Here is a 24,388-nt window from a genome sequence, read left to right as displayed (position 1 = left end):
AGGTCAGCCCCTCGTCGGCCTCGCCCGCGATCTCGGCCTCGGCGCGGGCCAGTTCCGATTGCGCGGCGCGGCGCGATTCCAGCCGGTCCAGCGCATTGGCCAGAATCGCCTGCGCCTCGGCCAGATCGCCATCAGGGCGCGCCGCCGCGATCAGCGCCAGATAGGCATCCGCGCGCAGCGCCTCCAGCGCCACGCGCCCGGCATCGGAATCGGTTCCCGCCAGCAGATCATGGATCAGCGCCGCCCGGCCCTCGTCCGCGGGCACCAGCCGCTCCAGCCGGGTTTCCACCTGCAAGGCCAGCGCGGGATGCCCGGCACAGATCAGCAGAACCGCCCCTTCCAGAATCGCATCCCCCGCATCCTGCGCCACAAAGCGGCTGGCCCGCGTCGGTGCCAAAGGCGCGCCGGGCGCAGCCTTGCGCCGCCCGCCCTGCGGCACACGTTCAGCGACGAACCCACCGAACAGCTCGCGCGTCTTGCGGCGGATCTCGTCGGAATAATGCCGCCGGGTGCTGTCATCGGGGATCCTGGCCACCGCCACGCGCAGCGCCGCATCCAGCGCGGCGCGGCGCTCGGGGCTGTCGAACACCCGCCCCTCGACCTCGCGCTGCCACAGCAGATCGACCAGGGGCCGCGCCGCCGCCAGCACCTCGGCCATCGCCCCCGGCCCGCGCTGGCGGATCAGATCGTCGGGGTCCAGCCCCACCGGCAGCACGGCGAATCGCAGCGCCTGCCCCGGCCCGGTCATCGGCAGCGCCATGTCGATCAGCCGCAGCGCCGCGCGCTGGCCCGCCGCATCGCCATCCAGCATGATGACGGGTTCGGGCGCGATACGCCACATCAGCCGCAACTGATCCTCGGTGATCGCGGTCCCCAAAGGCGCAACCGCCCCGCCAAAGCCCGCCCGCACCAGCGCGATCACATCCATATAACCTTCGGCCACGATCAGGGTCGCGCCCTTGGCCACCGCCGCCCGCGCCGGGCCGATGTTGTAAAGATTGCGCCCCTTGTCGAACAGCGGCGTTTCGGGGCTGTTCAGGTATTTCGCCCGCGCATTCGGGTCCATCGCCCGCCCGCCGAAACCGATGATCCGGTCACGCGCATCGCGGATCGGAAACATGATCCGCCCGCGAAAGCGGTCATAGGGCGCGCCGCCGTCATCGGGCCGGATCGCCATGCCCGATTCGGTTATCAGATCATCGGCGATGCCCTTTTCGCGCAGCGCCGCCAGCAAGGCCCCGCGCTGATCCGGCGCAAAGCCGATGCCAAAGGCGTCCAGCGCCGCCTGATCCAGCCCGCGCCGCTCCAGATAATCGCGCGCCGCCGCTGCCGCGCCGGTGTTCAATTGCAGCCGGAACCAGCGTGCCGCCGCATCCGTCACCCCGGCCAACTGGCTGCGCCGGTCCGCCACCTGCCGCGCGCGCGGGTCGGGTTCGGGCATGGCCATACCCGCCTCGGACGCCAGAACCTTGACGGCATCCATGAACTCCAACCCGTCGATTTCTTTCAGGAAACCAATGGCATCGCCCTTGGCGTGACAACCAAAGCAGTAATAGAACCCCTTCTGGTCGTCACAGTGAAAGCTGGCCGATTTTTCCTGATGGAACGGGCATGGCGCCCACCAGTCGCCCCGCGCCTGATTGGATTTGCGCAAATCCCACACCACCCGCCGCCCGATCACGCGGCTGATCGGAACGCGGTTGCGCAGCTCATCGAGGAATCCGGGGGGCAGGCTCATGCCGCGATCATACCCCCACGGCCCGGCCCGCGCCAGCACCTGCCGCTGCGCCAAGCGCCCCCGACCAGCCGCCCGCGCCCCGGATCACGCGCGCCCGCGGGCCGACCCAAGCGGCAAAACCACGGCAAGCCCCCTGCAACACCACCGGACGATGCCCGCTTTCGGCCCGCCGCCTGTGCACGGGTTGTGCATGCGCTGTGCACAGCCTGTGTACAGGTTGTGCAGGTGTTGCGCCCCGCAAGTGATTGAAATCACCCGATCCCCGACAGGGCAACGCACGGCCCCGTTGCCACGCAACGCGCGCCCCGTTGCGCCGCCTCAGGCCCCCACCGCGCCGCGCGCCAGCCCCCAATACAGATCGCCCACCGCCTGCCGGTCCAGCCGCCCGCCCGCGCGATACCAGTTGGTGACGCCCGTCAGCATCGCGATCAGCGCCATCGTGGTCAGCCGCGTGTCGGCGATCCGCATTACCCCTTCGGCCTGCCCCGCGCGCAGGACCGATTCCAGCGCAGCCTCGTATCGGTCACGCAAGACGCTGATCTTGAGATGATTTTCCGGCGTCAGATTACGCAGCTCCATATAGGACAGAAACACCGCATCCGAATGATCCAGGCTATAGGCGATGTGAAACCGCACCATCCGCTCCAGCCGATCCAGCGCCGGCGCATCGGGCCGGTCCTGCCAGGCGGCCAGCAAATCCTCCATATGCGCGGTCAGCAGATCGGCCAGCAGAGCCTGCTTGTCCGGCGTATAGGCATATAGCGCGCCCACCTGAACCCCGACAGCCTCGGCGATTTTTCGCATGGAAACAGCGGCATAGCCGTGCCGCGCGAACAAGAGCAAAGCCTGCCGACGGATCAGCGGCCCGGTAATTTCTGCGCGGGAACCCTGCGTGCGTGCCATACCCCCTTGTGACAAGCGCAGCCCCCGTTGTGAAGCCCCGGCGGCGCGCGTATCCTGCACCCATGATGCGCCGCGCCCACCTGATCCCCGCCCTGACCCTGCCGCTGCTGGCCGCCGCCTGCGGCGATGGCGGTGCCGATTATCCCTCGCTCGTGCCGGCGGAAACGATCCTCGCCGAACCCGCCCTGCCCGCCGACACCGCCGCAGCCGCCACCGACCCGGCCACAGCCGCCGCCCCGGTGCAATCGCGCGCCGATGCCCTGCGCAACCGCGCCCAGGACCTGCGCGGCCCGGTGATCGACCCGGCAACCCGCGCCCGCATGGACCGCGCCGCCGCCCGCCATCGCTGATTGCATTTCCGCCCCGGATTGGTAAAGAGATTTGACCAGTTCAGGGGGAAACTGCCGATGCCCGTCATCACCTGTATCGACGACCTCAAGCGCCTGCACCGCGCCCGCACACCGCGCATGTTCTATGATTACGCGGAATCAGGCAGCTACAGCGAACAGACCTTCCGCGAAAACACCAGCGACTTCAGCCAGATACGGCTGCGGCAAAAGGTGGCGGTGGACATGTCGAACCGCTCGACCGCCTCGACCATGGCCGGGCTGCCGGTGTCGATGCCGGTCGGCCTCGCCCCGGTCGGGCTGACCGGGATGCAGCACGCCGACGGCGAGATCAAGGCAGCACGGGCGGCGGAAAAATTCGGCGTGCCCTTCGCGCTGTCCACCATGTCGATCTGCTCGATCGAGGACGTGGCCGAACACACGACCAAACCCTTCATGTTCCAGCTTTATGTGATGAAGGATCAAGAGTTTCTGGAAGGCATCATCAACCGCGCCAAGGCCGCCAACTGCAACGCGCTGGTGCTGACGCTGGACCTGCAAATCCTGGGCCAACGGCACAAGGATCTGAAAAACGGCCTGTCAGCGCCCCCCAAACTGACCGCCTCGACCCTGCTCGACCTCGCGACCCGCTGGCGGTGGGGGCTGGGGATGCTGGGCACGAAACGCCGCCAGTTCGGCAATATCGTCGGCCACGCCAAAGGCGTCGGCGACGCCTCCAGCCTGATGAGCTGGGTGGGCGAACAATTCGACGAACGGCTGGATTGGGAAAAAATCGCCCGCATCCGCGACCTCTGGGGCGGCAAGCTGATCCTGAAAGGCGTGCTCGACCCCGAAGACGCCCGCCGCGCCGCCGATTTCGGCTGCGACGCCATCGTGGTCAGCAACCACGGCGGACGCCAGCTTGACGGGGCGCTGTCCTCGATCCGAATGCTGCCGGAAATCGTCAAGGCCGTGGGCGATCAGGTGGAAATCCACCTCGACAGCGGCATCCGCTCGGGTCAGGACGTGCTCAAGGCACTCGCCCTTGGCGCGCACGCCACATGGATCGGCCGCGCCTTCGTTCACGGCCTCGGTGCCATGGGCGAGGCCGGCGTGACCAAAGCACTCGACGTTATCCGCAAGGAACTCGACATCTCGATGGCCCTGTGCGGCGAACGCGACATCCACAACATCGGCCGCCATAATGTGCTGGTGCCAGAGGGCTTTACCGCCGAAAACTACCGTTAGCCGCTTCCTGTTTGCCTAAATACGCACCTTGGGGCACGACCCCGCCAGCCCGATCAGACGCAGAACATCGTCCGGGCTGGCACCACCATCGCGCAGGCTGCGCAGACTGCGGGCATCGTCGCGCTTGGCCAGACGCTTGCCCGCGTCATCGCGGATCAGCCGGTGATGGCGATAATCCGGCAGCGGCAATCCCAGCAGGTGCTGCAACAGCACATGAATCCAGGTCGAATCAAACAGATCGCGCCCGCGCGTGACCAGCGTCACCCCCTGCGCCGCATCATCCACGACCACCGCAAGATGATAGCTGGTGCCCATGCCGCGCCGGGCCAGAATGACATCGCCCACACGCTCCTGAAACTCTGCCCGCGTCATCTGATGCGGGCCATCATCGTGAAACCCGATCCGGTCGATCCCCAAGGCATCAAAGGCGCGCCCGACGTCCAGCCGGATCACCTCATCCGGCCCGGCCCCGGCCAGCGACCGCCCCCGACAGGTGCCCGGATAGATCAGCCCGTCCGGCCCGGCAGGCAGCGCGCCCTCCTGCGGAGCAGACAGCGCCGCGCGAATATCGCCGCGACGGCAACGGCAGGGGTAACTCAGCGGCGCCAGCCGATGCAGCGCCGCGCGATAGGCGGGCATCCGGTCCGATTGCCGCATCACCGGCTGCGGCCAGTCCAGCCCCAGCCAGCGCAGATCATCGTAAATCGCAGCCTCGTATTCGGCCCGGCAACGGTCGCGGTCAATATCCTCGATCCGTAGCAGAAACTGCCCGCCCGGCCCCGCCGACTGCGCCGCAAACAGCGCCGCATAGGCATGGCCCAGATGCAAAAGCCCGGTGGGCGAAGGGGCAAAGCGCGTGATTACCCGGCCAGCCATGCGCTGAAATCCTGCTTGGCGCGGGTGGTATAGGCCGGGTAACGATCCTTGCGCCCGCGCCGCCCGCCGCGCGCGTCATCCAGCGGCGGGAACAGGCCAAAGTTCACGTTCATCGGCTGGAACGACCTGGCCTCGGCCCCGCCGGTGATGTGGTTGACCAGCGCGCCCATGGCCGTCGTTACAGGCGGCGGCGGCAGATCGCGCCCCAAGGCCTGCGCCGCGGCCATCCGCCCGGCCAGCAAGCCCATAGAGGCGCTTTCGACATAGCCCTCCACCCCCGTCACCTGCCCGGCAAAGCGCAGATGCGGCGCGGGCCGCATCCGCAGCCGGTCGTCAATCAGCGTCGGCGAGTTCAGAAAGGTGTTGCGATGAATCCCGCCCAGCCGGGCAAATTCGGCATTCTGCAAACCGGGGATACGCCGGAACACCCCGGTCTGCGCGCCGTATTTCATCTTGGTCTGGAATCCGACGATATTATACAGCGTCCCCAAGGCATTATCCCGGCGCAACTGCACCACGGCATAGGGCTTTTCCGCCGGGTTATGGGCGTTGGTCAGGCCCACCGGCTTCATCGGGCCATGGCGCAGCGTCTCGCGGCCGCGTTCAGCCATCACCTCGATCGGCAGGCAGCCGTCGAAGTAACCGGCGGTTTCCCCCTCGTGAAACTCGGTCTTGTCGGCGGCCAGCAGCGCGTCGATGAAACCTTCGTAATCCTCGCGCGTCATCGGGCAGTTGATATAGGCGCGACGCTCGGCCTCGGTCTCGCCCTTGTCATAGCGGCTTTGTTCCCAGGCCACGGTCATGTCGATGCTGTCGGCATGAACAATCGGCGCAATCGCATCGAAGAACGCCAAAGCCTCGGCCCCCGTCAGCCGCGCAATCGAGGCCCCCAGCGCGTCCGAGGTCAGCGGCCCGGTCGCCACGATCCAGTTGCCGGCGGCGGGCAGGTCGCGCATCTCGCCTGCGCGGATTTCAACCAAGGGATGTTCGCGCAAAGCCGCCGTCACCGCGCCGGAAAAGGCGTCGCGATCCACCGCCAACGCGCCGCCCGCAGGCAGGCGGTGCCGGTCGGCCATCGCCATAATCAGCCCACCCGCCGCGCGCATTTCCCAATGCAACTGCCCGACCGCATTCATCTGATCGTCATCGGATCGAAAGCTGTTAGAGCAGACCATTTCCGCGCAATCGCCGGTGCGATGCGCGAATGTGCCCACGGCGGGGCGCATCTCGTGCAGGATCACCGGCACCCCGGCTTGCGCAACCTGCCATGCCGCTTCGGACCCGGCCAGCCCGGCCCCGATGATGTTGACAGGCTCCATCCGATCCATCCGTTCTTTGTGGGGTGCAAAGGTGCTTGCTAGCAACGCGGGCGCTGCAAGGCAAGCATCTGCCCCGGCACCCACGCAACCGCATAAGAAAAGGGCGGCACCTTGCGGCACCGCCCTGAAAGCCATGCGGGCCAGAGGATTATTCCTCGGCGGCCTCGCCCTCGGCGGATTCGGCATCGTCTTCCGAACGCAGCGCCGACGGCGCGGCGATGTTGGCGATGACGAAGTTGCGGTCCACGGTGGGACGCACGCCTTCGGGCAGCTTGATGTCGTTGATGTGGATGGTATCGCCGACCTGATGGCCCGACAGGTCCACCGTGATGTGGTCGGGAATGTCGCCGGCGGTGACGACCAGTTCCACCTCGGGGCGCACCGTGACCAGCGTGCCGCCGCGTTTCAGGCCGGGGCACTGGTCGTGGTTGATGAATTCCACGTGGATGAACAGGTTCACCTTCGAGGTGCGGCGCAGGCGCATGAAGTCGATATGCGTCGGCAGGTCTTTCACCACGTCGCGCTGCACGTTGCGGCAGATGACGCGCACGTCTTCCTGACCGTCAACCTTCAGGTTCCACAGCGTGGACATGAAACGGCCTGCGCGCAGTTTCGTCAGCAGACCGTTAAACTCCAGCGCGATGGGCTGGGGGTCTTTATGGTCGCCATATACAATGCCGGGCACCTTGCCTTCACGGCGAGCTTGACGGGCGGCCCCCTTGCCTGTCCCCGTGCGTGCCTCGGCCACCAGATCCGGGATCACTTTGGCCATGGTATCTATCCTTTGTTTGCGTTAACGGCCATCCTCCAAGGGTGCATGGCCGAAAGCGCGCCTATACGGCATCCCGGCGCATTTGAAAAGGTCGAAAATGGGTTTTCTGCAAGGGCTGCGTGCCTCGCGCGTGCCGGTGGCGGGGTTGGTCGCCGTCGGGCTGTTCTGGGGCAGTATCGCCGCATGGCTGCCTGAAATCAAGGCGCAGGCGGGTGTCACCGACGCCCGGTTCGGCGCGCTGATGATGCTGTCGGCAGCGGGCGGGATGACGGCAATGACGCTGGCACCACGGATGCTGGCACGGTTCGGGCCGGCGATCCTGCCGGTCAGCGCGGCTCTGGTGGCGCTGGTCAGCCTGCTGCCTGCGACGGTCGGATCATGGGCGGGGCTGGCGGCCACGCTGCTGGCGACGGGGGCCAGCATGTCGCTGTGCGATATTCTGGCCAATATCCGCATCGCCGAGGCCGAGGCGCGAACCGGCCGTTCCCTGCAAAACCTGAACCACGCCATGTATTCGCTGGCCCTGGCCGCCTCGGCGGCGGCGATGGGGGTGCTGCGCGGCGCGGGCTGGTCGCATGGCGCGGCGGTGATCCCGGTCACGCTGCTGATCGCGGCTTGCGCGGCGGTGATGGCCACCGCGCCCGCCCCTGCCCGCGACAGCGCGGCCGCCTCTGACGCGCCGCTGATCCCCGCGCCATGGCTGCTGATCCTGCCCGGCGCGCTGATCCTGTGGCTGTCCTTTCTGGCCGAAAACGGCACCGAAACATGGGGCGCCCTGCATATCGAGCGCACGCTTGGCGCTTCGGGCGGCGTGGGTGCGGCAGGACCGGCGATGTTTGCGCTGGCCATGGGGCTGGCGCGGCTGGCAGGTCAGGCGCTGACCCGCACCCTGGGCGAGGTGCGGCTGATCGCGCTGTCCGTCGCCATAGCCCTGACAGGTGCCGTGCTGCTGACCTTCGCGCCGGGGCTGGGGCTGGCGATCTCCGGCGCGGCGGCGCTTGGGCTGGGGGTGGCGGTGGTGGTGCCGACCGCGAACACGCTGATCGCCCGCACCGTGCCCGCGCATCAACGCGCCAGCGCCATTTCGCGCGCATGGATCATCGGCTTCACCGGCTTTTTCATCGGCCCGCCGATCATGGGCTTTGTATCACAAGCGGGCGGGCTGCGGCTGGCCTTTGGCGTGATCGCGGCGCTGATCGCACTGATGCTGCCCTGCCTGTGGGCGCTGTCGCGGCGGGTGCGGTTCTGAGTTTGGCGGGCCGGGGCCGCCGGATCAGTCCTGCGGCGGCGCGGCGGGGTCAGCCGCCTCGGGCGGCGGGGGATCGCCCGCATCCTGCGTCGCCATACCGGCACCATCGCCCAATTGCTGATCCAGCCGCAGCACCAGATCGGCGGTGATGTCGATCACATCCAGCGACACGAAAACCGTGCGCTGATCCAGAACCGCAACCGCGCCGCGTTCCTGCATCATCCGCCCCATCACCGGCAGCGCGGCCCGGTAAAAGGCCGCACGGTCTGTTTCGGCCCGCGCGTTCAGATCGGCGGCGACCTGTGCCCGTTCGCGGCGCACCTCGGTCGCGCGCGCGTCAAACGCTTCGGCCAGACGGCGAAATTCAGCGGCATCGGTGGTGCTGCGCCGGGCGGTCAGATCGGCTTCTTCGGCGGCAAGCTGTTCGGCCAGACGGTCGTTTTCCGCCTGAAGCAGACGGCCCTGTTCCTCGACCTCGGCCTGCACACGCTGCCCCCATGCCGAACGCAGGAACAGCGCATCTTCGTCCACGGTCAGAACCGGAGCGATGGCCAGCACCGCCCCATCAACCGCCGGCACCGTGCCACTGGGCAGCGCCGTCGGATCGGCGTTGCGCAGCGGATTGACCGGCGGCGGCGCGACCGGGCTGGCCTGCTGTGCCGCCGCAGGGGCGACCCAGACAGCCAGCACGGCCGCGCATGCCGCCAGCCCGCGCATCAGAACTGCGTCGAAATCGTCAGGTCGAACGACTGCTTTTCGTCATAATCCTGATGGCTGAGCGGCTTGGCAAAGTTCAGACGCAGCGGGCCAATCGGCGTCGTCCAGAAAATCGACGCCCCGACCGAAGTGCGGATGTGCATCCCGTCATCCACCTCGGCCCCGCCGGTGCCGTTCCGATCGCTTAGCCCCCAGATGGCACCGGCATCGGCAAACACGCCGCCGGTGATGCCGTATTCCTCGGGCAGACCCAGCGGGAATTGCGCCTCGGTCCGCAAGGCCCAGAAATAGTTGCCGCCCAGGGCGTCCTCGTTCACCGCCGCCAGATCGCGCGGGCCGGTGCCGTTGGGGCGATAACCGCGGATACGGCTGCCATTGCGGAACCGATCCGTGACGCGGGTTTCGTAATCGCCATAGGCATGGATCGCCCCGGCCTCGAATTCGGCGCGCAGGGTCACTTCGTCGCGCCACGCCCGGCTTTCGACACCGGCATTCAGAGTAGAGGTCACGGCCTTGACGTCGCCCCCCAGCCCGGCAAATTCCTGATTGAACCGAATGCGATAGGCGGTCAGCGGATCAAGCCCGGTGTTCCGCGTGTCCCATGTATAGGTGTAACCCAGTGCCGAAGACAGGCGCGACCCCTCTTCCCGCTGGATGATTTCGGAACTGTCGGTCGTGACGTTCAGCAGGCGGTTGTCGGCAAGGGTATAGCCCACCTCAAGCCGCCCGTTGGCCGACACCGGGAATTGCAGCCCGGTCGAAAAACCGGCGCTGCGGGTGTCATATTTGGCGTTGAGCTGTTCGGTTTCCTGATACCAGCCGGAAATGCGCCAGCGCAGATCGCGGGCGAAAACCGACGGCTCCACAAAGTTCAGCCGCGCCTGCCGGTCGCCATCGGCGGTGGAAAGGTTGATCCCCAGTTCCTGCCCGCGCCCCATAAAGTTCCGTTCGTTCACGGAAACCGCAAAACCAAGGCCCGAGTTTTCGCCGTAAGACGCGCCAAAGGTCAGGCTGCCGGTGGGCTGTTCCTCGACGTTGACATCGACGATCACCTGCTGATCGCTGCTGCCCTGCCGCGTCTGCACCTGCGCATCGGAAAAATACCCCAGCGCGCGGATACGTTCGGCCGAGTTGCGGATCTCGCGCGGGCTGAACGGGTCGCCTTCGACGGTGCGGAACTGACGGCGGATTACCTCGTCCAGCGTGGTGGTGTTGCCCTGAATGTCGATGCGTTCCACAAAGACGCGCGGTCCACGGGTCAGCACATAGGTCAGGTCAAGGGTGCGGTTGTCGGGATTGCGGCTGATGCGCGGCTCGATATTGACGAAATCCTGCGATTGCTGGATCGCCACAGTTTCCATCCGGCGGATGGTGTTGTCGATCACGGCGGGGTTGTAAACCGCACCGCTGCGCACCCGGTTCTGCGCGCCATAGGCCGCCGCATCCACGCCCGGAATTTCGGAAACCGTGGTGACATTGCCGAACCGATACTGCGGCCCTTCCTGAATGTTGAAGGTGATGTAGAAGGCGTCGCGTTCGCGCGCCAGTTCGGGGGCCACACCCTGCACCCTGAAATCCGCATACCCGCGCGAGCGATAGAAATCGGTCAGCAGTTGCTCATCCAGCGGAATACGGTCGGGGGCAAAGGTGTCGCGCCGCACAAAGGTGCGCAGCAGGCCCGCCTGTTTGGTTTGCAGCACGTTGCGCAGACGGCGGTCAGAAAAGGCGCGGTTGCCGGTAAAGCCGATCCGCTCGATCTCGGTCAGGTCGCCCTCGGTGACTTCGAACACCAGATCGACGCGGTTATCCGACCGGCGGATGATGCGCGGTTCCACCCGCGCGGCATAGCGGCCATCGGCGGCATAGGCCTGCGCGATGGCGTTGGCATCGGCAATCGCCTGGCTGGGCTGATACACACGCCGCGACTGCGACTGGACCAGACTGGACAGTTCGGCATCCCGCTTGCGCCGGTTGCCCTCAAAGTTGATGACGTTAATCATCGGGTATTCGCGCACCCGGATCACCAGCGTATTGCCCTGCGGGATCACCTCGGCCGTTTCGAACAGGCCCGAGCCGATCAGCCGCTGCACCGCGTCGTTCAATTCGCCGGGCGTGACGTTCTGGCCGCGCTGCACCCGCGCATAGGACAGGATCGTTGCCGGTTCGATGCGCTGGTTCCCTTCGATCCGCACATCGTTAAAGACCGCTGCCGTGGCCATACCCGCCGTCAGCATCCCCGCAGGCGCCGCCAGCGCCAGCATCGTCATCAGCGCCACCGTGCGCGAGCCGAGTTTCCGTGTCATTGCCGCCCTCTTTCCAGCCTGTATGCGGGTCGCTGCCCGCCGGTTTCTTTTGTTCCACGCAATAGCCGGATCAGGCGGGGGCTGTCAAAACGCATCCGCGCCTCACGGGCAGAAAAGATCGTTGGTGAGTCCGAAAATCATCAGCCCGATCACCGCCGCCATCCCCAGCGAGGTCAGCAGACTCAGCACCCGATCCGATGGCGGACGGCCCGTCACGGCCTCATATGTGTAAAACATCAGGTGGCCGCCATCCAGAACAGGGATGGGCAACAGGTTCAGAAAGCCGATGGCTGCCGACAGAACCGCGATCCACCACAGGAAATTCGCCCCGCCCGCACTGGCCGCCTGCCCGGTGCTTTCGGCAATGGAAATCGCCCCGCCCAGATTGCAAGATCCGATCTGGCCGGAAATCATCGCCCACATCCCGGTCAGCGACGAGATAATAATGCTCCAGGTCTGGCCCGCGCCCAGCCACAGCGCCTCGATCGGGCCGGCGCGGCGGGTTTCGGGGATGACATAGCCCTCGCCCCCGGTCACGCCAATCAGCCAGCGCCGTTCAAAGCCGCCATCCGCCGACGGCATGTCCTGTTCCTTGGGGCGCAGCGTCACGTCCAGTTCGCCCATGCCGGGGCGCCAGACCGTCAGCGCGACAGGATCGCCCGCCGCCGCCTCGACATGGGCGCGCAGATCGCCAAAGCGGGCCAGCGGCTGATCGTTGGCGCGCAGGATCACGTCGCCGCCGCGCAACCCCGCCTCGGCCGCAGCCGAGCGCGGCGCGATACCGCTGATGCGGGGCGGCATGGGGTCGGGACCGGCGACGGTCAGCTCCTCCCCGTTGCGGCGCACGCGCCAGTCATGGCTGGCGGCGGGCGGCAGGGTCGCGGTCAGTTCGGCCAGATCGCGCCATGTGGCGACGGGCTGGCCATCCAGCGCCAGCACCTGATCGCCCGGTTGCAGGTTGTTCACGGTGCCCGGCGGGCCTTCGATCACGCGCCCGACCGTCAGATCGCCGGTCGGCAGCCCCTGCACCATGGCAAAGCCCGCAAAGACCAGAATCGCCAGAATAAAATTCGCCACCGGCCCCGCCAGCAACGTTGCGAACCGCGCCCACAGCGGCGCGCCATGCAGCGTCTGCCGCGCGCGGGCCGGATCGACGGCACGCCCCGGCCCGGCACTGGCCGCATTGGCATCGCCCAGAAATCGCACATAGCCGCCCAACGGGATCGCCGCGACCTGCCAGACCGTGCCCTGCCGGTCGCGCATCGCCGCCAGACGCGGGCCGAAACCGACCGAAAACACCTCGGCCCGGATGCCGGACCAGCGGCCCACCATCAGATGCCCCAGTTCATGCACGGTCACGATCACCGACAGGGCGACGATAAAGGAAACCAGCGTCCACAGCGTGCCGCCGAATTGAAGGATCAGATCGGACATGCTGCCTCTTTCCGTGCGGCGGCGTCCCAGTCAAGGACATCGCTTAAACTTGAAGGAGATTCCCCGAACCCCGGCTGCCCCGACAAACGATCAAGGGCATGGGCCACGCGCCCCGCCATTTCGGTGAATTTCAGGCGGCGCGCGATGAAATCGTCCAGCGCCTGTTCCTTGGCGGCATTGAACACCGCCCCGGCCGCGCCGCCCGCCGCCATCACCCCGCGTGCCAAAGCCAGCGCAGGCCAGCGGGTTTCGCACGGCTCACGAAAGGTCAGGCTGCCGATTTTCGCCAGATCCAGAAGTGGCAGCGGCAAGGGGCGGCGATCCGGCCAGTTCAGCGCATAGCCGATGGCGTGGCGCATATCGGGCGGGCCGAGATGCGCAATCGTGCCGCCGTCATTATGCGTGACCATGGCATGAACGATGGATTCCGGGTGGACCAGCACCTTGATCCGGCGTGGCGGCAGGTCAAAGAATTCATGTGCCTCAATGACTTCCATCGCCTTGTTAAACATACTGGCGCTGTCGATGGTGATGCGCTGACCCATCGCCCAATTCGGATGCGTGCTGGCCTGTTCGACCGTCGCCAGTGCAAGCTGTTCCAGCGGCCAGTCACGAAACGCCCCGCCCGACGCGGTAATCGTCACCGCCTCGACATTTTCGAGGGTATCCGGTCCAAGGGCCTGAAATATAGCCGAATGTTCGGAATCCACCGGCAGGATAGTGGCCCCGCCGCGCGCCGCTGCCGCCTTGACCAAAGGCGCGGCGCAGACCAGCGATTCCTTGTTCGCCAAGGCCAGGGTGCCGCCCCGTTCCAGCGCCGCCAGCCCCGGCGGCAACCCCGCCGCGCCGACGATGGCGGAAAGCGTCCAGTCGGCGGGGCGGCTGGCCACCTCAACCAACGCGGTGCTGCCTGCTGTCGCCTCGACCCCCGACCCGGCCAGCGCATCGCGCAGATCGGGCAGCAGATCGTCATGGGCCGTCACCGCCACCTCTGCCCGCAGGGTGCGGGCCATTTCGGCCAGACGCGCGATGTTGCGCCCCCCGGTCAACGCGACGGTGCGGAACGCATCTGGCCCACCCGCGCGCATCAGCAGGTCAAAGCCGCTTTCCCCGATCGAGCCGGTGGCCCCGAATATCGACACGCTGCGCATGGTTCACAGCACCCGCGGCAGGGTCGCGATCAGCCCGATGGCCATCACCGCCAGCGTGGCCCCGGTGATCGCGTCAAACCGATCCATGAAACCACCGTGGCCGGGGATCAGGTTAGAGCTGTCCTTGACCCCTGCCCGGCGCTTTAACCAGCTTTCGGCGATGTCGCCCATCTGTCCGGCAAAGGCGACCAGCGGCGAAATCCACAGCAGCGCAGGATCGCCCGCGCCGGTGGCAACCAGAACAGCGCCGACGATCAGCGCGCCAACCCAGCCCGCCGCCGTGCCCGACCAGGTTTTCTTGGGGCTGAGCCGGGGCCAGAATTTTGGCCCGCCGATGATCTTGCCGGCGAAATAGCCCGCGATGTCCGAGGTAATCACGATGCCCATCAGCCACAGCACGAAAGGCAGGCCCAGCACCTCGCGAAAGCCGACCAGCCCGAACCCCACCAGCAGAATCGCCAGCCCAAAGACGGCAAACACCCAGCGATTGCCCTGCGCAGCACCGGGCAAACCGGCCAGAACGGGGATCAGCAGCACCACCGGCCCCCATTCGTCAAAGAAATTCAGCGACGTATAAACCGCACCGCCCGCCAGCACCGCCAGCCCCAACGGACGCCAGCGGCCAAAGGGCGTGTCGTGCATTTCCGGGTGCCGCCAGCCGGTCAGGCGCGCCAGTTCCCAGAATGTGATGCCGATGATGACCGCCATCCCCATCCGCAGCCAGATGCCGCTGGCCATGGCCAGAACAATACCGATCGCCAGCAAAACCACCGTCGAAATCAAGCGTCGGGACAGGTCAGCCCAACGCCCGCTGCCCGCCGCCGCGCCCGTCATGCCCCGCCAAAGCGCCGGTCGCGCAGGCCAAAGCGGTCAAGAATCGTCGCCAGATGATCGGGGGTGAAATCCGGCCACAGCGTCGGGGTAAATTCATATTCCGCATAAGCCGCCTGAAACGGCAGGAAATTCGAGGTCCGCGTTTCGCCCGAGGTGCGGATCACCAGATCCGGGTCGGGCAGATCGGCCGTATCCAGACAGGCGGCCAGATCAGCCTCGGTCGGGCGGTCGATCTGCCCCGATGCGATCCTTTCCGCCAGACGGGTCGAGGCGCGCACCAGTTCGTCGCGCCCGCCATAGTTGATCGCGACCGTCAGGTTCAGCCGCGCATTCACCGCCGTCCGCGCCTCGATCGAGGCCATCAGGTCTTGCAGCCTGGCGTCCAGCCTCTCGCGACTGCCGATAAAGCGCAAACGCACCCCTTCGGCGGCCATACCGTCAGCCTCGCGTTCGATATAGCGGCGGAAAATACCCATCAGACCAATGACTTCTTCGGTCGAGCGTTTCCAGTTTTCGGTGGAAAAGGCGTAAACGGTCAGCCAGCCCACACCCAGATCAGGGCAGGCGCGGACGATCTGTTTCACCCGTTCGGCACCACGCCGGTGTCCGACCAGACGCGGCCACCCCCGCTGAGTCGCCCAGCGACCGTTGCCATCCATGATAACGGCCACATGCCGGGGGGGCATGTCCGCGCCAATCGAAGCTGCCGTTTCCGCCGCCATCTGCTGTCAGACCTGCATGATTTCGGCCTGCTTGGCCTCAAGCGCCTGATCGACATTGCCGATCATCTTGTCCGTCAGTTCCTGCACGGCGGTTTCCCAGAATTTCTGGTCATCCTCGGGCATACCGTTGGCCTTGCCCTTTTTGATCTGATCCATGCCGTCGCGGCGGACGTTACGGATCGCCACGCGCGCATGTTCGGCATATTGAGCGGCCACCTTGGTCAGATCGCGGCGCCGTTCCTCGTTCAGCTCGGGGATGGGCAGCATGATGATGGTGCCGTTCAGCTGCGGGTTGATCCCCAGCCCGGATTCGCGGATCGCCTTTTCCGCCTTGCCGACCAGCGCCTTGTCCCAGACATTGATCGTGACCATACGCGGTTCCGGCACGTTGACGGTGCCGATCTGGTTGATCGGGGTCGGGCTGCCATAAGCGTCAACCATGATCGGTTCGACCATCGAGGCCGAGGCCCGCCCTGTGCGCAGCGAGCCGAATTCGTGGCGCAGTGATTCCATCGCACCTTTCATCCGCCGTTCCAGATCGTCGATGTCGATTTCGATTTCCTCAGCCATCGGCCCTGCCCTTTATTCTGACGTTCTGCCGCTTGTAACCGCAAATGGCGAACAGGCAAAGGGGGATAGCAGAAACCCGTAACCGTTCGGTAAACAGCCGCCGCTCAGTTCAGGTCCAGCCGGGTGCGGTCGCCGGCGGCAAAGCGGCGCAGAACGGCGGGATACAGCCGATGTTCCGCCGTCAGCACCCGCGCCGCCAGCGCAGCGGCATCGTCACCGGGTTCGACAGGCACCCGCGCCTGCCCCAGAATCGGCCCGGCATCCAGATCGGCTGTGACCTGATGAACCGTGGCCCCGGCCCAGTCGTCGCCCGCGTCCAGCGCGCGCTGATGGGTGTGCAGCCCCGGATATTTGGGCAGCAAGGACGGGTGAATGTTCAAGATCCGCCCCGCATAGCGATCCACAAAGGCTGGTGTCAGAATGCGCATGAACCCGGCCAGACAGATGATGTCGGGGGCCGCCGCGTCCAGATGCCCGGCCAGTTCAGCCTCGAAAGCGGCTCGGTCGCGGCCAAAGGCGCGGTGATCGACCGCCGCCACCGGCACGCCCCGCTCCGCCGCGCGCGCCAGACCGCCCGCATCGGGATCGTTCGACAGCACCAGCACCGGCCGCGCCGGATGATCGCCGGTCATGCTGTCGAGCAGGCGAACCATGTTGGACCCGCCGCCGGAAATCAGGATCGCGATACGCTTCACAGCAGATGGCCGCTGTAGGACACGCCCTGCCCCGCCGTGACATGCCCCAGCCGGGCAACGGTTTCGCCCGCAGCGGTCAAATCCGCGGCAATGGCATCGGCGCGCGCCGCATCAACGGCCAGAATCATGCCGATGCCGCTGTTAAAGGTTTTCAGCATCTCGGGTTCGGGCACACCCCCGGCCTCGGCCAGCCAGCGGAACACCGGCGGCACGTCCCACGCGCCCAGATCAACCTGCGCGCCCATGCCTTGCGGCAGCACGCGCGGCAGGTTTTCGGTAATGCCGCCGCCGGTGATATGGGCCAGCGCATGAACCCCGCCCGCCCGGATCGCGGCCAGCACGGGTTTCACATACAGCCGCGTCGGCACCAGCAGCGCCTGCCCCAGCGTGCCCTCGCCGAACGGAGAGGCAGAATCCCAGTCCAGCCCCGCCGCCTCGGCCACGCGGCGCACCAGCGAAAAGCCGTTGGAATGCACCCCGTCCGAGGCCAGCCCCAGCAGCACATCGCCCTGCATCACGCCCGCAGGCAGTTGCGTGCCGCGTTCCAGCGCGCCGACGGCAAAACCGGCCAGATCAAAGTCGCCCTTGGCATACATGCCCGGCATCTCGGCGGTTTCGCCGCCGATCAGCGCCGCGCCGGAACGGCGGCACCCTTCGGCAATGCCGTTGACAACCCGCGCCGCCTCATCGACGGACAGCTTGCCGGTGGCGAAGTAGTCAAGGAAAAACAGCGGCTCGGCACCTTGGCAAACCAGATCGTTCACGCACATCGCCACAAGGTCGATGCCCACGCCGTCAAGATGCCCGGTGTCGATGGCAATGCGCAGCTTGGTGCCGACGCCATCGGTTGCCGCCACCAGAACCGGATCGCTGAAACCCGCCGCGCGCGGATCGAACAGCGCCCCGAAACCGCCAAGGGCATCCATCACACCGGGGCGCGTCGTCGCCGCTGCGGCAGGCTTGATCCGTTCGACCAAGGCATTGCCCGCATCAATATCGACCCCGGCCTGCGCATAGGTCAGACCCTGTTTCGGTTCGGTCATCCTGTCCCCCGTATCCGTGTTGCTATCGCGATACCCCAAGGGCCGCGCGCAGGCAATGCGGCGCAACGCCCGGCTTGACCGTCGCCGCGATGCGACTTAGGTCAGGATCAGACCAACGGGGGCCTGTAGCTCAATGGTCAGAGCAGGGCGCTCATAACGCCTTGGTTGGGGGTTCAAGTCCCTCCGGGCCTACCATCCCCACGCCACGCGCCACGGATCACCTGCCCCGCAAAGGAAAAGGCCCCGCATCGGGGCGGGGCCTTTGGGTCATCTGCCGGGATCATTCGGCCGGCGGGGCCATCGGGCTGCCGTCGCTGTCCTCGGGCTGGGCCGGGGCGTCGGGCGAAACGCTCAGCAGATAGGCGATCAGGTTGTCCTTGCCTGCACCATCGGCCATACGGAAGGTCATCAGCGAACGTGCCGACGCATCGCCCGTGATCTCGCGCACATAGTTGGTCGGGTTTTCAAGGTAACGGTCCAGCGAGGCCACATCCCAGACCGCATCGGGGTTGGCTTCTGCAATCGCGGTGATGCCGGGACCGTATCTGAAGCCCTCTTCAGCGGCGAATTTGCTGCCGATGATGCCCCACAAGTTCGGGCCGGTCTTGCCGCCTTTCACGATGTCATTCCCGTCCGGGTCCTGAATCATGTGACAGGCCTTGCATTTGTTGTATTCACGCTCGCCCGCAGCGGCATCGCCCTGCGCGAAAGCGGGGGAAGCCATGGACATAGCAGCGAGCGTCAGAATCAGCTTGCGGTTCATGTTATTTCCTTTCGGCGTTTCAGATTGCCCGCCACATCGGGGCGAACGTGATTGCCCTCGGGCCGGGTGGCCCGCTGACGGGTCAGGCGACACGCGTCATCTCAACACGCGTGTCGCGGAATTGTTCACAGACTAACGCCATCGTGTCGGCGCGTTGCATCAGACAAAAGGCGGTGGACAGAGCATCCGCCACCGCCGCAGAGGGCGAGGAAACCGACACCAGCCGCCAGTAAAGCGGCGCAGGTTCCCGTGTTTGCGGGTTCAGAATGTGGCCCGCGCCGCTGCCAAAGCGCATCCCCTGCGGCGAGGAACTGGCCAAGGCCCGGTTCGCCAGCGACATTTTGCCGCCGCCGTCAAAGGAAACCGGCCAGGGCGCGCCATCGGGCGCCGTGCCGATGGCCGACAGCTCGCCCGTGTCCACCATGACGTGATCGTAGCCCCGCGCCCGGATCAGCGCCGCCACCTGATCGGCGATAAAGCCTTGCGCGATACCGTTCAGCGTCAGCGCCATGCCGGGCCGCAGCGTGATCGCCGCCGGGTCCAGCATGACGCCATCCCAACCCAGCGGCAGCCCGGCCACCAGCGCCGGGTCCGGCGTGCCCTGCGCCTCGGCATAGACCTGCCACAGCGGCTGCACGGTCGGATCGAACAGCCCGCCCGTGGCGCGGCACACTCGGCCCGCCAGCGTCAGGCATTCGACCAGTTCCGGCGGCGGCGCATCCAGCCGCCCGGCATCGTTCAGCCGCACCAGCGCCGACTCGGGGCGGTAGAGGCTGAACACATCTTCCAGCCGCCCGATCTCGGCGCGGATGGCGGCGAACAGCGCCGGGTCGTCACGATCCAGCGTGATGGTGGCCTGCGCGCCCAATGCCTGCCCGCGCCATTGCGCATAGCGGGGCGCGGCGACCGCAGGCAGGCCCGAGGCCAGCAGCATCCCGGCCGAGATGGTCAGAAAACGACGGCGGTTCATGTCACGGCCCTCCCTGAGTGCCCAGCCGACGCAGGCGGTCGGCATAATCGGGATCGTCATCCTGATCGGTCTCTGCGGCCAGCCCGGCATCGGGGGCCAGCACGTCCCGGGTGGCGATCTGATCCAGACGGCGGATCTCGCCGCCATTCAGCGCGACAAAGGCCTGCGCGGCGTCTTCGTTGCCGAACGGAACCATTTCCGCCGCGCCCATGCCGCCGACCAGCCGGGAACCGACGACATAGAACGCGTCATCCGCCGGTATCCAGTTGGCCGCGCCCGGATCGGCCCAATCGGGCGCAACCCCCATATCGCTGACATACATTGTCACGATTTCGTGGCTTTGTTCGGGCATCCGCTGATAGGCGATGCCGTCGCGCACCTGACTGAAGAACAGCGGGAACATCACATCCTTCAGATGCACCTGCGCCTTGGGGCCGGGGTGTTCCAGCAGGTTCATCTGGCAGAAATGCCCGATGGTGGTTTCGGTCATATCGACCGGACCGGGCAACTCGGCGGTTTCGGTGCGGCAGGCGGCCACGGCCAGCAAGGCAATCAGCGCGATGCGTTTCATGGCGTCACCCGGCGAAAGGCAAGGCTGGCCAGCGCCAGCATCAGAACCGGCCAGACCAGCAGCGAGGTCAGCGCCGCCCATGGCGGGATGGTGTTCGCCGCCCCGCCAAGGCCTGCCGCCGCCGCCGTCGCCTCGGACGCGGCAAGGTTATACAGGCGGAAGGAATCGGCGGGGTTGCCCAGCAACAGCGCAGGCAGCGCCGCGCCGAATGCCCCCTCGCCACCCGTGGCGACCAGCGCGGCCAGCAGGCCCAGATCATACAGCACCACGGCGACCAGCCAGATGCCGATCGCCAGCCCCGCCGCGCCCGAAGGCCGCCGCGACAGCGCCGAAATCACATAGCCCGCGCCCAGAAAGCTGGCCCCCAGCAACAGCGAGGTCCAGAACAGCCGCCACAGCGCCGGCAGGCCCGCGACCGCGCCGCCATCCACCGCAATCGCGGCGACAGCGGCCAGCCCATAGCCAACCCCGACCGCCAGCGCCAGAATCGTCAGATGCGCCAGCAGACGGCCCGCCAGAATCTCGGCCCGCGCGACGGGATAGGTCAGCAGCAGGGGCAGCGTGCCCCGCTCGACCTCGCCGGCCACGGCGTCAAAGGACATCAGCAGTGCCAGCAACGGCACCAGATAGACCGCCAGACTGGTCAACGAGGCAACCACGACCGACAGCCGGTCGGCCCCAAGCGCGCCGGTCGGTGCCGATCCGGCAGCCGACAGCACCAGCGCGAACACCGCCATCATCGCAACCGCAATCGCCAGCCAGCGGTTGCGCAGCGCGATCCGCAATTCGGCCCCGGTGGTGGCAAGAATACGCCCGATCATGCCGCAGCCCCCTTTGCGCCGAAATGGCTGTAGATGTCTTCCAGACTGGGCGGCGTCACCTCGACATCGGCGATCAGGCCCGACAGGTTGGCGACGCGCGCCAGCACGGCCATCTTGTCCTCTTGCGTGCTGGTCAGCATCAGGCCGCCCGCCACCGCCCGCGCATCCGGCAGCGCAGCGGTCAGCGCATCAATGGCACCGGGCTGCGGCACCAGCAGATAAGACACCGGCAGCGCGGCCTGACGGCGCAGATCGGCCAGCGTGCCTTCGGCCATGCGGTTGCCATGGCTGAGGATCACGATGCGGTCGGTCCGCGCCTCGACCTCGGTCAGCGCGTGCGAGGACAGCAGAATCCCCGCGCCCTCGGCGGCCAGCCCGTCCAGCAGCTCATAGAACGACCGGCGCGACACCGGGTCCAGCCCGGATGTGGGTTCGTCCAGCACCAGCAGGCCGGGGTGGCCGATCAACGCCTGCGCCAGCCCGACGCGCTGCCGCATCCCCTTGGAATAGGTGCCGATCCGCCGCTGCATCGCATGGCCAAGGCCAACCCGCTCCAACAGCCCGGCGGCGTCAGAGGGCGATTCACCGCGCAGCCGCAGATAGAAGCTGACCATCTCAAGCCCGGTCAGCGCGGGATGAAAGGCGACGTTTTCCGGCAGATAGGCCACGCGCGTCCGCGCCGCGCCGCTGCCCGGCGCCGCCCCCATCACCGACACCTGACCGGAATCATACGGGATCAGCCCCAGCACGATCTTCATCAGCGTCGATTTGCCCGCGCCGTTATGGCCCAGCAGCGCGACACGCTGCCCCCGCTCAACCGTCAGCGAGACCTGATTCAGCGCGGTCATCGTGTCGAACCGCTTAGTGAGGTGCGAAAGCGTCAGCGCCATCGTCATCTGTCCTTGTCGTTTTCCACAGCGGCACCTGCGCGGCCATGCGGGCAATATCGTCGGGCACCGGAATTTCCACCGGCCGGGTCAGGGGAAAGCTGTCCACCACCCCGCCCGGCAGGGTCGCGGGGAAATTGGCCTGGCTCCAGCGGATCAACTGCACGGCGGGCGATCCGGTCAGCAGCGCGGCGGCAGGTTGCGACCACAGGATATGGTCCATCAGGTCATTCGGGCGAAACCGGCTGTCCGCAATGCCATCGCCGTTCAGATCAAAGACGGCGTGATCCGACCAGTAATTGCCGCGCCCGTCCAGGCTCCACTCAATGTCGCGGGTGCCGACATATTTCACCTGCGTGCGATTGCCGATAAAAGCATTCCCTGTCAGCGCGTTGCGCTCGGAACCTGCGGTGAAATGGATGCCGATGTCACAGCCTTCAAAGCGGTTGCCCGCGATCAGGTTGCGGTGGGCGTTATAGATGAAGGTGCATTTTTCCGGCCCGCCGCGCACCAGATTGCCCGCGACATCGGCCCCGTTGGCATAGTTCAGCATCACCCCGTGATCGCGGTCGTTGATCGACAGGTTGTTGGTGATCGTCACCCGGTCGGAAAACATCATGGCAAAGCCCAGATGGTTGCCCACCGACACATTCCCCGACACCTCGCTGTCGTGGGTATACATGTAATGCACCGCAAAGCGCAGATCATACATCAGGTTGTCGCGAAAGACATTGCGGCGGCTGGAGTTGGTAAAGATGCCGTCGCGGCCATAGCGCATGGTATTGCCGATGATCTGCGTCCCCGGCGCGTTCCAGATGTAAACGCCGTTGCCCCGGCTGTTCATGCGAAAATCGCGCCGCCCGATGATGGTGTTGTTGCGCACCATGCTGTCGCGCGCGCCATGCACATCGACGCCATACAGATTGCCTTCCAGCAGGTTGTCTTCGACCACGGCACCATGCGCGGTGCGGGTCAGCAACACGCCCGAGTCGATTTCCTGATGCGAATTGCCCGATCCGGTCAGGTGCAGGCCGCGGATGGTCACGCCCTCGGCTGTGACAAAAATCACGCTGCCCTGCCCCCCGCCGTCGATCTGCGCGCCGGGCTGGCCTTGCAGCGTCAACTGGTGCTCAATCGTCACCGGCCCTTGATGCAGGCCCGGTTCCAGCATCAGCACATCGCCGGGGGATGACCCGGCGATGGCCTGTCTCAGCGCGTCCCCGCCCGCAGGCACGCTGATCTGACCGGCCCCGACAGGGCCGGCCAGCATCAGCAACAGGGCAAGAACGCCGCGCAGCATCATGCCGCCCTGGGCCGGACCAGCATCCGGCCGCGCATTTCCATGTGCAGCGCGTGGCAGAACCACTGGCAATAATACCAGTAAATGCCCGGCTTGGCGGCGACGAACGTAACCGAGGACGTCGCCTGCGGCCCGATCTCCATCGCGACACCGTGGTTGCCCATGGTAAAGCCGTGGGTCAGGTCGTCGATGTCGTCGAGGTTGGTGACGATGACGGTCACTTCGTCACCCTCGTTCACCTCGAATTCATCCAGCGAGAAGGTCGGCGCCTGCGAGGACATATAGACCCGCACCTTGGTCGGGTCTTCGGAATCGCGGATCACGCTGTCCTGCCAGTTGTCAAGGTCGATGCCGTCCGCCTCGGCCTGCGTGCGCGTTTCGGCCCACATCGGATCGTTGCGATCCCAGACCGATTTGATGATCGGCGTCATCAGCGAGGCAGGCACGCCGATGGCGTCATGCGGCTCGGCAAAGTTGGGGCCGTCGTGGACAACCACCATCTGATCGCCCGAAATGTCGATCAGCTGATCGTTTTCAGGCTTGAGCGGGCCGACATTCAGGAAGCGGTCCTTGCTGAATTTCGACAGGCAGACCAGCCACTTGCCATCCGCGTCCAGCGTTTCACCCAGCGTGGTTTTCAGGTGGCCGGGCTGATAATGCACGTCAACCTTGGAAATGATCGGATCGACGTTTTCGCCATTATGGGCGCGCACGGCGTTCGCGATGTTCCACTTGACCACCTGGCTGTCGAGAAACAGCGAGGTATAGGCATTGCCATCGCCGTCAAAGGCGGTGTGCAGCGGGCCAAGGCCAACTTCGGGCTGCGCGACGATGGCGGTTTCCGGCTCGGCCTCATCGGCAAAGATCGCCGGGAACTTGCGCACATCCAGCACCGACACCGTGGGCGACAGCTTGCCCGCGATGCACAGGTGAACCCGGTCGGGGGCCATGTTGCAGCCATGCGGGTTGTTCGGGATCGGGATGTAACGGGTCAGCCGGGCCGCCGCGTTTTCCTTGCGCCCGTCCAGAATGCGCGCGCCGTTCAGTTCTTCGTATTCGCCGCGCTCGATAGCGGCCTCGATCGCCTCGATGTCGAAGACCACGACGTGGTCCATCTCGGCCTCGGTCATCTCGGCCTGTGTCATCCCCATTTCCGAGTTATACGAGGTCGAGAAC

At 66.3% G+C, this 24,388-nt stretch carries 24 protein-coding genes and 1 tRNA gene; 4 read left to right on the top strand and 21 right to left on the bottom strand.

What is annotated here, in order from left to right; all coding sequences use genetic code 11:
* Both dnaG and Q4G14_RS13910 read right to left on the bottom strand, forming a co-directional pair.
* Window positions 1-1,738 (bottom strand): DNA primase (dnaG, locus tag Q4G14_RS13915; RefSeq protein ID WP_303362363.1); only part of this gene is annotated, 1,738 nt, incomplete at its 3' end.
* A gap of 318 nt (window positions 1,739-2,056) precedes the next feature.
* On the bottom strand, window positions 2,057-2,641 hold the full coding sequence (locus tag Q4G14_RS13910; RefSeq protein ID WP_303362362.1) for a TetR/AcrR family transcriptional regulator: 585 nt from the start codon (window positions 2,639-2,641) through the stop codon (window positions 2,057-2,059).
* A gap of 62 nt (window positions 2,642-2,703) precedes the next feature.
* Here Q4G14_RS13910 and Q4G14_RS13905 point away from each other — a divergent pair, with 62 nt between their 5' ends.
* Window positions 2,704-2,991 (top strand): hypothetical protein, encoded by a 288-nt coding sequence (locus tag Q4G14_RS13905; RefSeq protein ID WP_303362361.1) that lies wholly within the window; start codon window positions 2,704-2,706, stop codon window positions 2,989-2,991.
* A 57-nt stretch (window positions 2,992-3,048) separates the two neighbouring features.
* Window positions 3,049-4,215, top strand: a complete 1,167-nt coding sequence (locus tag Q4G14_RS13900) for an alpha-hydroxy acid oxidase (protein WP_303362360.1) — start codon at window positions 3,049-3,051, stop codon at window positions 4,213-4,215.
* A gap of 15 nt (window positions 4,216-4,230) precedes the next feature.
* On the opposite strand, the gene gluQRS is transcribed toward Q4G14_RS13900, so the two are convergent.
* The 3 genes from gluQRS to Q4G14_RS13885 form a co-directional block, all read right to left on the bottom strand.
* On the bottom strand, window positions 4,231-5,091 hold the full coding sequence (gene gluQRS / locus Q4G14_RS13895) for a tRNA glutamyl-Q(34) synthetase GluQRS (RefSeq protein WP_303362359.1): 861 nt from the start codon (window positions 5,089-5,091) through the stop codon (window positions 4,231-4,233).
* Window positions 5,076-6,410, bottom strand: coding sequence for a methylenetetrahydrofolate--tRNA-(uracil(54)-C(5))-methyltransferase (FADH(2)-oxidizing) TrmFO (trmFO, locus tag Q4G14_RS13890; protein WP_303362358.1), 1,335 nt, complete (start codon window positions 6,408-6,410; stop codon window positions 5,076-5,078). Before trmFO ends, gluQRS begins: the two co-directional genes overlap by 16 nt.
* Window positions 6,411-6,558: 148 nt before the next feature.
* Window positions 6,559-7,182, bottom strand: a complete 624-nt coding sequence (locus Q4G14_RS13885; RefSeq protein WP_303362357.1) for a 50S ribosomal protein L25/general stress protein Ctc — start codon at window positions 7,180-7,182, stop codon at window positions 6,559-6,561.
* 97 nt (window positions 7,183-7,279) lie between these two features.
* On the opposite strand from Q4G14_RS13885, the gene Q4G14_RS13880 reads away from it, so the two are divergent.
* A complete protein-coding gene (locus tag Q4G14_RS13880; protein WP_303362356.1) occupies window positions 7,280-8,431 on the top strand; it encodes an MFS transporter in 1,152 nt (383 codons plus the stop codon).
* Window positions 8,432-8,455: 24 nt separating this feature from the next.
* On the opposite strand, the gene Q4G14_RS13875 is transcribed toward Q4G14_RS13880, so the two are convergent.
* The 9 genes from Q4G14_RS13875 to purM form a co-directional block, all read right to left on the bottom strand.
* A complete protein-coding gene (locus Q4G14_RS13875) occupies window positions 8,456-9,121 on the bottom strand; it encodes an OmpH family outer membrane protein (RefSeq protein WP_303362355.1) in 666 nt (221 codons plus the stop codon).
* 26 nt (window positions 9,122-9,147) lie between these two features.
* Window positions 9,148-11,451 carry an outer membrane protein assembly factor BamA gene (bamA, locus tag Q4G14_RS13870; RefSeq protein WP_303362354.1) on the bottom strand — a complete coding sequence of 768 codons (2,304 nt, stop codon included), beginning with the start codon at window positions 11,449-11,451 and terminating at the stop codon, window positions 9,148-9,150.
* 102 nt (window positions 11,452-11,553) lie between these two features.
* A complete protein-coding gene (rseP, locus tag Q4G14_RS13865; RefSeq protein WP_303362353.1) occupies window positions 11,554-12,885 on the bottom strand; it encodes an RIP metalloprotease RseP in 1,332 nt (443 codons plus the stop codon).
* On the bottom strand, window positions 12,873-14,036 hold the full coding sequence (dxr, locus tag Q4G14_RS13860; RefSeq protein WP_303362352.1) for a 1-deoxy-D-xylulose-5-phosphate reductoisomerase: 1,164 nt from the start codon (window positions 14,034-14,036) through the stop codon (window positions 12,873-12,875). The genes rseP and dxr overlap by 13 nt, the downstream gene beginning before the upstream one ends.
* Window positions 14,037-14,039: 3 nt before the next feature.
* Entirely contained in the window at window positions 14,040-14,870 is an 831-nt protein-coding gene (locus Q4G14_RS13855) for a phosphatidate cytidylyltransferase (protein ID WP_303362351.1), read from the bottom strand.
* Entirely contained in the window at window positions 14,867-15,556 is a 690-nt protein-coding gene (uppS, locus tag Q4G14_RS13850) for a polyprenyl diphosphate synthase (RefSeq protein ID WP_303362350.1), read from the bottom strand. The genes Q4G14_RS13855 and uppS overlap by 4 nt, the downstream gene beginning before the upstream one ends.
* Window positions 15,557-15,598: 42 nt before the next feature.
* The gene (frr, locus tag Q4G14_RS13845; protein WP_303362349.1) at window positions 15,599-16,162 is read right to left on the bottom strand and encodes a ribosome recycling factor; all 564 of its coding nucleotides are present in this window, start codon (window positions 16,160-16,162) and stop codon (window positions 15,599-15,601) included.
* 104 nt (window positions 16,163-16,266) lie between these two features.
* Complete coding sequence (purN, locus tag Q4G14_RS13840; protein WP_303362348.1) at window positions 16,267-16,857, bottom strand: phosphoribosylglycinamide formyltransferase; 591 nt, start codon at window positions 16,855-16,857, stop codon at window positions 16,267-16,269.
* Window positions 16,854-17,900, bottom strand: coding sequence for a phosphoribosylformylglycinamidine cyclo-ligase (purM, locus tag Q4G14_RS13835; protein WP_303362347.1), 1,047 nt, complete (start codon window positions 17,898-17,900; stop codon window positions 16,854-16,856). Before purM ends, purN begins: the two co-directional genes overlap by 4 nt.
* A 119-nt stretch (window positions 17,901-18,019) precedes the next feature.
* Between purM and Q4G14_RS13830 the strand changes: the two genes are divergently transcribed.
* Window positions 18,020-18,095: transfer RNA gene (locus tag Q4G14_RS13830), tRNA-Ile, on the top strand.
* Window positions 18,096-18,180: 85 nt separating this feature from the next.
* On the opposite strand, the gene Q4G14_RS13825 is transcribed toward Q4G14_RS13830, so the two are convergent.
* The 7 genes from Q4G14_RS13825 to nosZ all read right to left on the bottom strand — a co-directional run.
* Window positions 18,181-18,663: a cytochrome c family protein gene (locus Q4G14_RS13825; protein ID WP_303362346.1), complete on the bottom strand. Its 483-nt coding sequence runs from the start codon at window positions 18,661-18,663 to the stop codon at window positions 18,181-18,183.
* A gap of 82 nt (window positions 18,664-18,745) precedes the next feature.
* Complete coding sequence (locus tag Q4G14_RS13820) at window positions 18,746-19,633, bottom strand: FAD:protein FMN transferase (protein ID WP_303362345.1); 888 nt, start codon at window positions 19,631-19,633, stop codon at window positions 18,746-18,748.
* A gap of 1 nt (window position 19,634) precedes the next feature.
* The gene (locus Q4G14_RS13815) at window positions 19,635-20,204 is read right to left on the bottom strand and encodes a nitrous oxide reductase accessory protein NosL (protein WP_303362344.1); all 570 of its coding nucleotides are present in this window, start codon (window positions 20,202-20,204) and stop codon (window positions 19,635-19,637) included.
* Window positions 20,201-21,025: an ABC transporter permease gene (locus tag Q4G14_RS13810; RefSeq protein ID WP_303362343.1), complete on the bottom strand. Its 825-nt coding sequence runs from the start codon at window positions 21,023-21,025 to the stop codon at window positions 20,201-20,203. Before Q4G14_RS13810 ends, Q4G14_RS13815 begins: the two co-directional genes overlap by 4 nt.
* Window positions 21,022-21,921 carry an ABC transporter ATP-binding protein gene (locus Q4G14_RS13805; RefSeq protein ID WP_303362342.1) on the bottom strand — a complete coding sequence of 300 codons (900 nt, stop codon included), beginning with the start codon at window positions 21,919-21,921 and terminating at the stop codon, window positions 21,022-21,024. The genes Q4G14_RS13810 and Q4G14_RS13805 overlap by 4 nt, the downstream gene beginning before the upstream one ends.
* Window positions 21,887-23,212, bottom strand: a complete 1,326-nt coding sequence (locus Q4G14_RS13800) for a nitrous oxide reductase family maturation protein NosD (RefSeq protein ID WP_303362364.1) — start codon at window positions 23,210-23,212, stop codon at window positions 21,887-21,889. The genes Q4G14_RS13805 and Q4G14_RS13800 overlap by 35 nt, the downstream gene beginning before the upstream one ends.
* Window positions 23,212-24,388 (bottom strand): TAT-dependent nitrous-oxide reductase (gene nosZ / locus Q4G14_RS13795; RefSeq protein WP_303362341.1); only part of this gene is annotated, 1,177 nt, incomplete at its 5' end. The genes Q4G14_RS13800 and nosZ, both read right to left, overlap by 1 nt.

Origin of the sequence: Paracoccus sp. (in: a-proteobacteria) (assembly GCF_030538755.1) — a bacterium.
In the GTDB taxonomy this organism is placed as follows: domain Bacteria; phylum Pseudomonadota; class Alphaproteobacteria; order Rhodobacterales; family Rhodobacteraceae; genus Paracoccus.
This window is presented reverse-complemented; position numbering and strand designations above follow the sequence as displayed.

Bases quoted from the DNA above. Each gene is read 5' to 3' on its own strand.
- Q4G14_RS13910 (WP_303362362.1), bottom strand. From the start codon at position 2,641: ATGGCACGCACGCAGGGTTCCCGCGCAGAAATTACCGGGCCGCTGATC.
- Q4G14_RS13905 (WP_303362361.1), top strand. From the start codon at position 2,704: ATGATGCGCCGCGCCCACCTGATCCCCGCCCTGACCCTGCCGCTGCTG.
- Q4G14_RS13900 (WP_303362360.1), top strand. From the start codon at position 3,049: ATGCCCGTCATCACCTGTATCGACGACCTCAAGCGCCTGCACCGCGCC.
- gluQRS (WP_303362359.1), bottom strand. From the start codon at position 5,091: ATGGCTGGCCGGGTAATCACGCGCTTTGCCCCTTCGCCCACCGGGCTT.
- trmFO (WP_303362358.1), bottom strand. From the start codon at position 6,410: ATGGAGCCTGTCAACATCATCGGGGCCGGGCTGGCCGGGTCCGAAGCG.
- Q4G14_RS13885 (WP_303362357.1), bottom strand. From the start codon at position 7,182: ATGGCCAAAGTGATCCCGGATCTGGTGGCCGAGGCACGCACGGGGACA.
- Q4G14_RS13880 (WP_303362356.1), top strand. From the start codon at position 7,280: ATGGGTTTTCTGCAAGGGCTGCGTGCCTCGCGCGTGCCGGTGGCGGGG.
- bamA (WP_303362354.1), bottom strand. From the start codon at position 11,451: ATGACACGGAAACTCGGCTCGCGCACGGTGGCGCTGATGACGATGCTG.
- rseP (WP_303362353.1), bottom strand. From the start codon at position 12,885: ATGTCCGATCTGATCCTTCAATTCGGCGGCACGCTGTGGACGCTGGTT.
- dxr (WP_303362352.1), bottom strand. From the start codon at position 14,036: ATGCGCAGCGTGTCGATATTCGGGGCCACCGGCTCGATCGGGGAAAGC.
- Q4G14_RS13855 (WP_303362351.1), bottom strand. From the start codon at position 14,870: ATGACGGGCGCGGCGGCGGGCAGCGGGCGTTGGGCTGACCTGTCCCGA.
- uppS (WP_303362350.1), bottom strand. From the start codon at position 15,556: ATGCCCCCCCGGCATGTGGCCGTTATCATGGATGGCAACGGTCGCTGG.
- frr (WP_303362349.1), bottom strand. From the start codon at position 16,162: ATGGCTGAGGAAATCGAAATCGACATCGACGATCTGGAACGGCGGATG.
- purM (WP_303362347.1), bottom strand. From the start codon at position 17,900: ATGACCGAACCGAAACAGGGTCTGACCTATGCGCAGGCCGGGGTCGAT.
- Q4G14_RS13825 (WP_303362346.1), bottom strand. From the start codon at position 18,663: ATGAACCGCAAGCTGATTCTGACGCTCGCTGCTATGTCCATGGCTTCC.
- Q4G14_RS13820 (WP_303362345.1), bottom strand. From the start codon at position 19,633: ATGAACCGCCGTCGTTTTCTGACCATCTCGGCCGGGATGCTGCTGGCC.
- Q4G14_RS13815 (WP_303362344.1), bottom strand. From the start codon at position 20,204: ATGAAACGCATCGCGCTGATTGCCTTGCTGGCCGTGGCCGCCTGCCGC.
- Q4G14_RS13810 (WP_303362343.1), bottom strand. From the start codon at position 21,025: ATGATCGGGCGTATTCTTGCCACCACCGGGGCCGAATTGCGGATCGCG.
- Q4G14_RS13805 (WP_303362342.1), bottom strand. From the start codon at position 21,921: ATGACGATGGCGCTGACGCTTTCGCACCTCACTAAGCGGTTCGACACG.
- Q4G14_RS13800 (WP_303362364.1), bottom strand. From the start codon at position 23,212: ATGCTGCGCGGCGTTCTTGCCCTGTTGCTGATGCTGGCCGGCCCTGTC.